The organism is Leclercia tamurae, assembly GCF_025566055.1.
In the GTDB taxonomy this organism is placed as follows: Bacteria; Pseudomonadota; Gammaproteobacteria; order Enterobacterales; family Enterobacteriaceae; genus Enterobacter; species Enterobacter tamurae.
In genome coordinates this window covers 23,384-30,525 of the sequence record NZ_JAMHKS010000056.1, presented here as the reverse complement: position 1 = coordinate 30,525, position 7,142 = coordinate 23,384, and the positions used below count along the sequence as shown (strand labels likewise).

Genomic DNA, 7,142 nt, shown 5'->3' with positions numbered 1-7,142 from the left:
GCGCGGTGGTCCCACCTGACCCCATGCCGAACTCAGAAGTGAAACGCCGTAGCGCCGATGGTAGTGTGGGGTCTCCCCATGCGAGAGTAGGGAACTGCCAGGCATCAATTAAAGAAACCCCGTACCGTAAGGTGCGGGGTTTTTTGCCGTCTGCGTGAAAAGCACCGGGCAACACCAGCCGCTCCCAACCCCTTTCTTGAAACTTTCTCACCTTTCACATGCAGACTCGACATTTGCCTGATTCCTGGTTATTGTCAGCTATCTGGATGTCTAAACGTTTATACGTATGCTTTGAGGATTTAAGGTTATGCCGATTCGGGTGCAGGACGAGCTACCAGCCGTCAATTTCTTGCGTGATGAAAATGTCTTTGTGATGAAGGCATCGCGCGCTACAGGTCAGGAAATTCGTCCTCTGAAGGTGCTTATCCTCAACCTGATGCCAAAGAAGATTGAGACGGAAAACCAGTTCCTCCGTTTGCTCTCTAACTCCCCGCTGCAGGTCGATATCCAGCTGCTGCGTATTGATGCGCGTGAGTCCCGCAACACGCCTTCAGAGCATCTCAATAACTTCTACTGCAACTTCGATGATATCCGCGACGAAAATTTCGATGGCCTGATTGTCACCGGCGCACCGCTGGGCCTGGTAGAGTTCAACGACGTGGCCTACTGGCCGCAAATCAAACAGGTACTGGAGTGGGCTAAAGATCATGTCACCTCCACGCTGTTTGTCTGCTGGGCAGTGCAGGCTGCACTCAATATTCTTTACGGCATCCCTAAGCAGACCCGTAGCGAAAAACTATCGGGCGTCTATGAGCACCATATTCTGCATCCCCATGCATTGCTGACGCGTGGCTTCGATGATTCCTTCCTGGCCCCTCATTCACGCTATGCCGATTTCCCGGCTGGACTGATCCGTGACTACACCGATCTGGAGATCCTGGCAGAGAGCGAGGAGGGTGATGCCTACCTGTTCGCCAGCAAAGACAAGCGTATTGCTTTCGTCACCGGCCATCCGGAGTACGATCCCGATACCCTGGCGAGCGAATATTTCCGCGATGTCGAAGCGGGTTTGAACCCGGACGTGCCGTACAACTATTTCCCGCAAAACGATCCACAGAACAAACCGCGGGCAACCTGGCGCAGCCATGGCAATCTGCTGTTTACTAACTGGCTCAACTATTACGTCTACCAGATCACGCCATACGATCTGCGCCACATGAATCCGACGCTGGAGTAATCCTCTGAGGATCCTCATCCTGTAGCGTTTCAGCTCTCCAGTTAAGGCACCTTCGGGTGCCTTTTTTATTTCCGAAATCCACGCCGTATTATCAATAAATTTTAACTGCATATATATCAATGTATTAAGTCAATTTAAAATTAAAAATGGAAATTGTTTTTGATTTTACGATAAAGCGAGATAGTCTTAATTTTGCTGAACGAAAACTACTCAACGATCTTCGTTCGCGTGGGGGAAGTGAATTCGGATCAACGACGAGGAGCAGTGCAATGAATCAACAGGCAACCATTATCGATGAACTGGCCTTTAACCAACCGCAAGGCGAGCAGGAGCAGCAGGTCCTGGCCCCCGATGCCGTTGAATTTCTTACCGAGCTGGTGACCCGCTTCACGCCAAAACGCAATAAGTTACTGGCGGCACGTATCCAGCAGCAGCAAGACATTGATAACGGAAAGCTGCCTGACTTTATTTCGGAAACCGCTTCCATTCGTGGAGGTGACTGGTCGATCCGCGGCATCCCGCAGGACCTGCAGGATCGGCGCGTCGAGATCACCGGTCCGGTCGAGCGCAAAATGGTGATCAATGCGCTTAATGCCAATGTGAAAGTCTTTATGGCCGACTTTGAAGATTCGCTGGCACCTGACTGGAGCAAAGTGATCGAAGGGCAGATCAACCTGCGCGACGCGGTGAACGGCACCATCAGCCACACCAATGAAGCCGGCAAAATTTATCAGCTCAAGCCCAACCCGGCGGTACTGGTCTGTCGTGTGCGCGGCCTGCATTTACCGGAAAAACATGTTACCTGGAACGGAGAAGCTATCCCCGGCAGCCTGTTCGACTTTGCCCTCTACTTCTTCCACAACCATAAGACCTTGCTGGCCAAAGGCAGCGGTCCCTACTTCTACCTGCCGAAAACCCAGGCCTGGCAGGAAGCGGCCTGGTGGAATGAGGTTTTCAGCTATGCCGAGGATCGTTTCGAGCTGCCGCGCGGTACCATCAAAGCCACCCTGCTGATTGAAACCCTGCCAGCTGTGTTCCAGATGGATGAAATTCTGCATGCCCTGCGCGACCATATTGTCGGCCTGAACTGCGGCCGCTGGGATTACATCTTTAGTTATATCAAGACCCTGAAAAACCACCCGGATCGCGTCCTGCCGGACCGTCAGGTGGTCACCATGGACAAATCATTCCTCAGTGCCTACTCGCGTCTGCTGATCAAAACCTGCCACAAACGCGGCGCTTTCGCGATGGGCGGCATGGCGGCCTTTATCCCGAGTAAAGACAGCGAGCGCAACACTCAGGTGCTGAACAAGGTGAAAGCCGACAAAGAGCTGGAAGCCAGCAACGGCCATGACGGTACCTGGGTGGCGCACCCGGGGCTGGCCGATACCGCCATGGAGGTGTTCAACCGTATCCTGGGCGATAACAAAAATCAGCTGCACGTGACCCGTGAAGACGATGCCCCGGTCACCGCCGCTCAGCTGCTCGAGCCGTGCGAGGGCGAGCGCACAGAAGAGGGGATGCGCGCCAATATCCGCGTGGCGGTGCAGTACATCGAGGCATGGATCTCCGGCAACGGCTGTGTGCCGATTTACGGTCTGATGGAGGATGCCGCTACCGCCGAGATCTCGCGTACCTCTATCTGGCAGTGGATCCACCATCAGAAGACCCTCAGCAATGGCAAACCGGTGACCAAAGCCCTGTTCCGCCAGATGCTGTCGGAAGAGATGCTGAACATTCAGGAAGAGTTGGGCGAGCACCGCTTCAGCAGCGGTCGCTTCGACGCCGCCGCACGCCTGATGGAACAGATCACTACCTCAGATGACTTAATCGACTTCCTGACGCTGCCTGGCTACCGCCTGCTGGCCTGATTTCACCACATAACAATAATGGAGCATCTGCACATGAAAACCCGTACCCAACAAATCGAAGCATTACAAAACGAGTGGACTCAACCGCGCTGGGAAGGCATTGAACGCCCGTACAGCGCAGAGGAAGTGGTGAAATTACGCGGCTCGGTCAATCCGGAGTGCACCCTGGCCCAGCTGGGGGCGGCCAAAATGTGGCGTCTGCTGCACGGCGAATCGAAAAAGGGCTACATCAACAGCCTCGGCGCGCTGACCGGCGGCCAGGCGTTACAGCAGGCGAAAGCGGGGATTGAAGCGGTCTATCTCTCAGGCTGGCAGGTCGCGGCCGATGCCAACCTGGCGTCCAGCATGTACCCGGACCAGTCCCTCTACCCGGCAAACTCCGTTCCGGCCGTGGTGGAGCGGATCAACAACACCTTCCGTCGTGCGGATCAGATCCAGTGGGCCTCCGGCATTGAGCCAAAGGATCCGCGCTTCGTGGATTACTTCCTGCCGATCGTCGCCGATGCGGAAGCGGGCTTTGGCGGGGTACTGAACGCCTTCGAGCTGATGAAATTGATGATTGAAGCCGGTGCAGCGGCTGTTCACTTTGAAGATCAGCTGGCATCAGTGAAGAAGTGCGGACACATGGGCGGCAAGGTGCTGGTCCCGACTCAGGAAGCGATCCAGAAACTGGTGGCGGCTCGTCTGGCCGCTGACGTGCTGGGCGTTCCGACGCTGGTGATTGCCCGTACCGATGCCGACGCGGCGGACCTGATCACCTCCGATTGTGACCCTTACGACAGCCAGTTCATTACCGGGGAGCGCACCAGCGAAGGTTTCTACCGTACCCATGCCGGCATTGAGCAGGCGATCAGCCGCGGCCTGGCCTACGCCCCTTATGCGGACCTGGTGTGGTGCGAAACCTCCACTCCGGATCTGGCCCTGGCTAAACGCTTCGCTGACGCCATCCATGCGAAATACCCGGGCAAACTGCTGGCCTATAACTGCTCTCCGTCCTTCAACTGGCAGAAGAACCTGGACGATAAAACCATCGCCAGCTTCCAGCAGGAGCTATCAGACATGGGCTACAAATATCAGTTCATCACCCTCGCGGGTATTCACAGCATGTGGTTCAACATGTTCGACCTGGCGCATGCTTATGCCCAGGGTGAAGGCATGAAGCACTACGTTGAGAAGGTCCAACAGCCGGAATTTGAGGCCAGCAAACAGGGCTACACCTTCGCCTCGCACCAGCAGGAAGTGGGCACGGGCTACTTCGATAAAGTCACCACTATTATTCAGGGCGGCGCTTCCTCCGTCACTGCTCTGACCGGGTCAACCGAAGAAGCACAGTTCTGATAACGGAAACGCCCGGTGGCGCTACGCTTACCGGGCCTACGGTTCTGTTTCCTGGGGAGAGGGAATCAATGTCGCGTGACCTGGAATTACTGATTGCACAAACCATCCTGCAGGGCTTTGATGCCCAGTATGGTCGTTTCCTTGAAGTGACGTCCGGGGCGCAGCAGCGCTTTGAGCAGGCCGACTGGCATGCGGTGCAGCAGGCCATGAAGCAGCGTATCCACCTTTACGATCATCACGTTGGCCTGGTGGTGGAGCAATTACGCTGCATCACCGGCCACACCAGTACCGATGCCGCGTTCTTACTGCGTGTGAAAGAGCATTACACCCATCTGCTGCCGGATTACCCTCGCTTTGAAATTGCGGAAAGCTTTTTCAATTCCGTCTATTGTCGGCTGTTTGACCACCGTTCCCTGTCACCGGAGCGGCTCTTTATTTTCAGCTCTCAGCCTGAGCAACGCTTTCGTGCCTTGCCGCGTCCGCTGGCGAAAGCATTTTTTCCCGATCACGGCTGGGAGGCGCTATTAACCAAGGTGTTAGCCGATCTGCCCCTGCGTCTGCCGTGGCAAAATCGTCCGCGTGATGTCGGGTATATCATTGCTCATCTCTCGGAAACGCTCGGGACCGATAACCTGCAACACTGCCATCTTCAGATCGCTAACGAACTGTTCTATCGCAACAAAGCCGCCTGGCTGGTAGGTAAGCTGATTACGCCGGACGCCACGCTGCCGTTTTTGCTGCCCATTCACCGCAGCGATGAAGGGGAGCTGGCGGTCGACACCTGTTTGACCACCAGCGCCGAGGCGAGCATCGTTTTCGGCTTCGCCCGCTCCTATTTTATGGTGTATGCCCCGCTGCCGGGGGCGCTGGTGGAGTGGCTGCGGGAGATCCTGCCCGGTAAAACCACCGCCGAACTGTACATGGCGATAGGCTGCCAGAAACACGCCAAAACCGAGAGTTACCGGGAATATCTGCACTATATCAACCGTGCTGATGAGCAGTTTATCGAGGCGCCGGGCATTCGCGGGATGGTGATGCTGGTCTTTACCCTGCCGGGGTTTGATCGGGTGTTTAAGGTGATTAAGGATAAATTCGCCCCGCAAAAAGAGATGACTGCCGCCCACGTGCGCGCCTGCTATCAGCTGGTGAAGGAGCACGATCGCGTCGGGCGCATGGCGGATACCCAGGAGTTTGAAAACTTCGTGCTCGACAAGCGGCAGATTGCGCCGGAACTGATGGCGCTGCTGTTGCAGGAAGCGCCAGGCAAGATTACCGATCTGGGCGACCGGATAGCCATCAGCCATCTCTATATCGAACGGCGGATGGTGCCGCTCAATATCTGGCTGGAGCAGGCGGAGGGGCAGGCGCTTCACGATGCCATCGAAGAGTATGGCAATGCTATCCGCCAGCTGGCGGCGGCCAACATCTTTCCGGGCGATATGCTGTTTAAAAACTTCGGCGTCACCCGACACGGGCGGGTGGTGTTCTACGATTACGATGAAATCTGCTACATGACGGAAGTGAATTTCCGCCAGATCCCGCCCCCGCGTTATCCGGAAGATGAGCTCGCCAGCGAGCCGTGGTATAGCGTCTCGCCGGGGGACGTTTTCCCGGAGGAGTTTCGGCACTGGCTCTGCGCCGACCCGCGCATCGGAGCGCTGTTTGAAGAGATGCATGCCGATCTGTTTCGCGCTGACTACTGGCGGAGCCTGCAGACGCGCATCCAGAACGGGCATGTGGAAGATGTGTATGCTTACCGGCGTAAGCAGCGGTTTAGCATCAGATTTGCGGTTTAACGCCGGGCATTGAAGACTTAACGAATCCCACCATACGCCAGCGTCACTTCCTTCGCCGCTTTGATCACCAGCGCCCCCAATTCGGTCACGCGATCGTCGGTCATTCGTGAAATCGGCCCGGAAATGGAGATGGCGGCAAAAGGCTCGCGGTGTTCGTCAAAAATACAGGCTGCCAGACAGCGCAGACCGAGGGCATGCTCTTCATCATCAAAGGAGTAACCGCGCTTGCGCGTCAGGGCTAAATCCTCTTTCAGATGCAGCGGGGAGACCAGCGTCGCGTGGGTATAAGCATGTAAGCCCTTGCGGTGCAGCAGCCCGGTGACCTGCTCTTCGCTGAGCTGGGACAAGAACGCTTTTCCTGCCCCGGAGGCGTGCATCGGTAGCTTGCCGCCAATCGGCGCAGACATGCGCATCAGCTGGGTGCACTGCACCTGGTCGATAATAATCGCCTGGTGATCGCTCTGGTCGAGCACCGCCAGGTTGACCGTCTCGCCGGAGTCTTCCATCAGCTTGCGCAGGATCGGGTGGACGATAGCGAGCAGGTTACGGCTCTGCAAAAAGCTGCTGCCGACGATAAACGAGTGGGCACCTACGGACCAGTGCCCCAGCTCGCCCACCTGACGGACAAAGCCCAGCTGCTGCATGGTGGTGAGCAGGCGATGGGTGGTGGAGTTCGGCAGACCTGCCTGCTGGGCCAGCTCGGTCAGCGCCACGCTGCTGTGTGACTCGGCTATCCACTCCAGCAGTTTAAGGCCCCGCGTCAGGGACTGGACTTGTCCGCCCGGCTGGGCGGTTGCGGCGGCAGGTTTTCTGCCGCGTTTAGCGGGAACGGTGGCAACCATGACAGGCTCCTTTTTCTGTATCGTGGAAATCATTTTCGTTTTATTTGGCTGTTTTGCA

At 56.4% G+C, this 7,142-nt stretch carries 5 protein-coding genes and 1 rRNA gene; 5 read left to right on the top strand and 1 reads right to left on the bottom strand.

The genetic code is table 11. The annotated features are described in order from the left end of the window. The 5 genes from rrf to aceK form a co-directional block, all read left to right on the top strand. Positions 1 to 103 (top strand): 5S ribosomal RNA (rrf, locus tag M8318_RS00560); the annotation flags it as partial. 204 nt (positions 104 to 307) lie between these two features. After that, positions 308 to 1,237, top strand: a complete 930-nt coding sequence (gene metA, locus M8318_RS00555) for a homoserine O-acetyltransferase MetA (protein ID WP_262660621.1) — start codon at positions 308 to 310, stop codon at positions 1,235 to 1,237. A 269-nt stretch (positions 1,238 to 1,506) separates the two neighbouring features. Continuing rightward, positions 1,507 to 3,108 (top strand): malate synthase A, encoded by a 1,602-nt coding sequence (gene aceB / locus M8318_RS00550; RefSeq protein ID WP_262660620.1) that lies wholly within the window; start codon positions 1,507 to 1,509, stop codon positions 3,106 to 3,108. Between the two features lie 33 nt (positions 3,109 to 3,141). Next, positions 3,142 to 4,446 carry an isocitrate lyase gene (gene aceA, locus M8318_RS00545; protein ID WP_262660619.1) on the top strand — a complete coding sequence of 435 codons (1,305 nt, stop codon included), beginning with the start codon at positions 3,142 to 3,144 and terminating at the stop codon, positions 4,444 to 4,446. 68 nt (positions 4,447 to 4,514) lie between these two features. After that, positions 4,515 to 6,242 (top strand): bifunctional isocitrate dehydrogenase kinase/phosphatase, encoded by a 1,728-nt coding sequence (aceK, locus tag M8318_RS00540; protein ID WP_262660618.1) that lies wholly within the window; start codon positions 4,515 to 4,517, stop codon positions 6,240 to 6,242. A gap of 17 nt (positions 6,243 to 6,259) precedes the next feature. Here the strand turns inward: aceK and iclR are convergent, their stop codons facing one another. Continuing rightward, a complete protein-coding gene (gene iclR, locus M8318_RS00535; protein ID WP_262660617.1) occupies positions 6,260 to 7,084 on the bottom strand; it encodes a glyoxylate bypass operon transcriptional repressor IclR in 825 nt (274 codons plus the stop codon). Between the last annotated feature and the right edge of the window lie 58 nt (positions 7,085 to 7,142).

Excerpts from the sequence above, each read along its gene's own strand:
- iclR (WP_262660617.1), bottom strand. The coding sequence starts at position 7,084 with ATGGTTGCCACCGTTCCCGCTAAACGCGGCAGAAAACCTGCCGCCGCA.
- aceK (WP_262660618.1), top strand. The coding sequence starts at position 4,515 with ATGTCGCGTGACCTGGAATTACTGATTGCACAAACCATCCTGCAGGGC.
- aceB (WP_262660620.1), top strand. The coding sequence starts at position 1,507 with ATGAATCAACAGGCAACCATTATCGATGAACTGGCCTTTAACCAACCG.
- aceA (WP_262660619.1), top strand. The coding sequence starts at position 3,142 with ATGAAAACCCGTACCCAACAAATCGAAGCATTACAAAACGAGTGGACT.
- metA (WP_262660621.1), top strand. The coding sequence starts at position 308 with ATGCCGATTCGGGTGCAGGACGAGCTACCAGCCGTCAATTTCTTGCGT.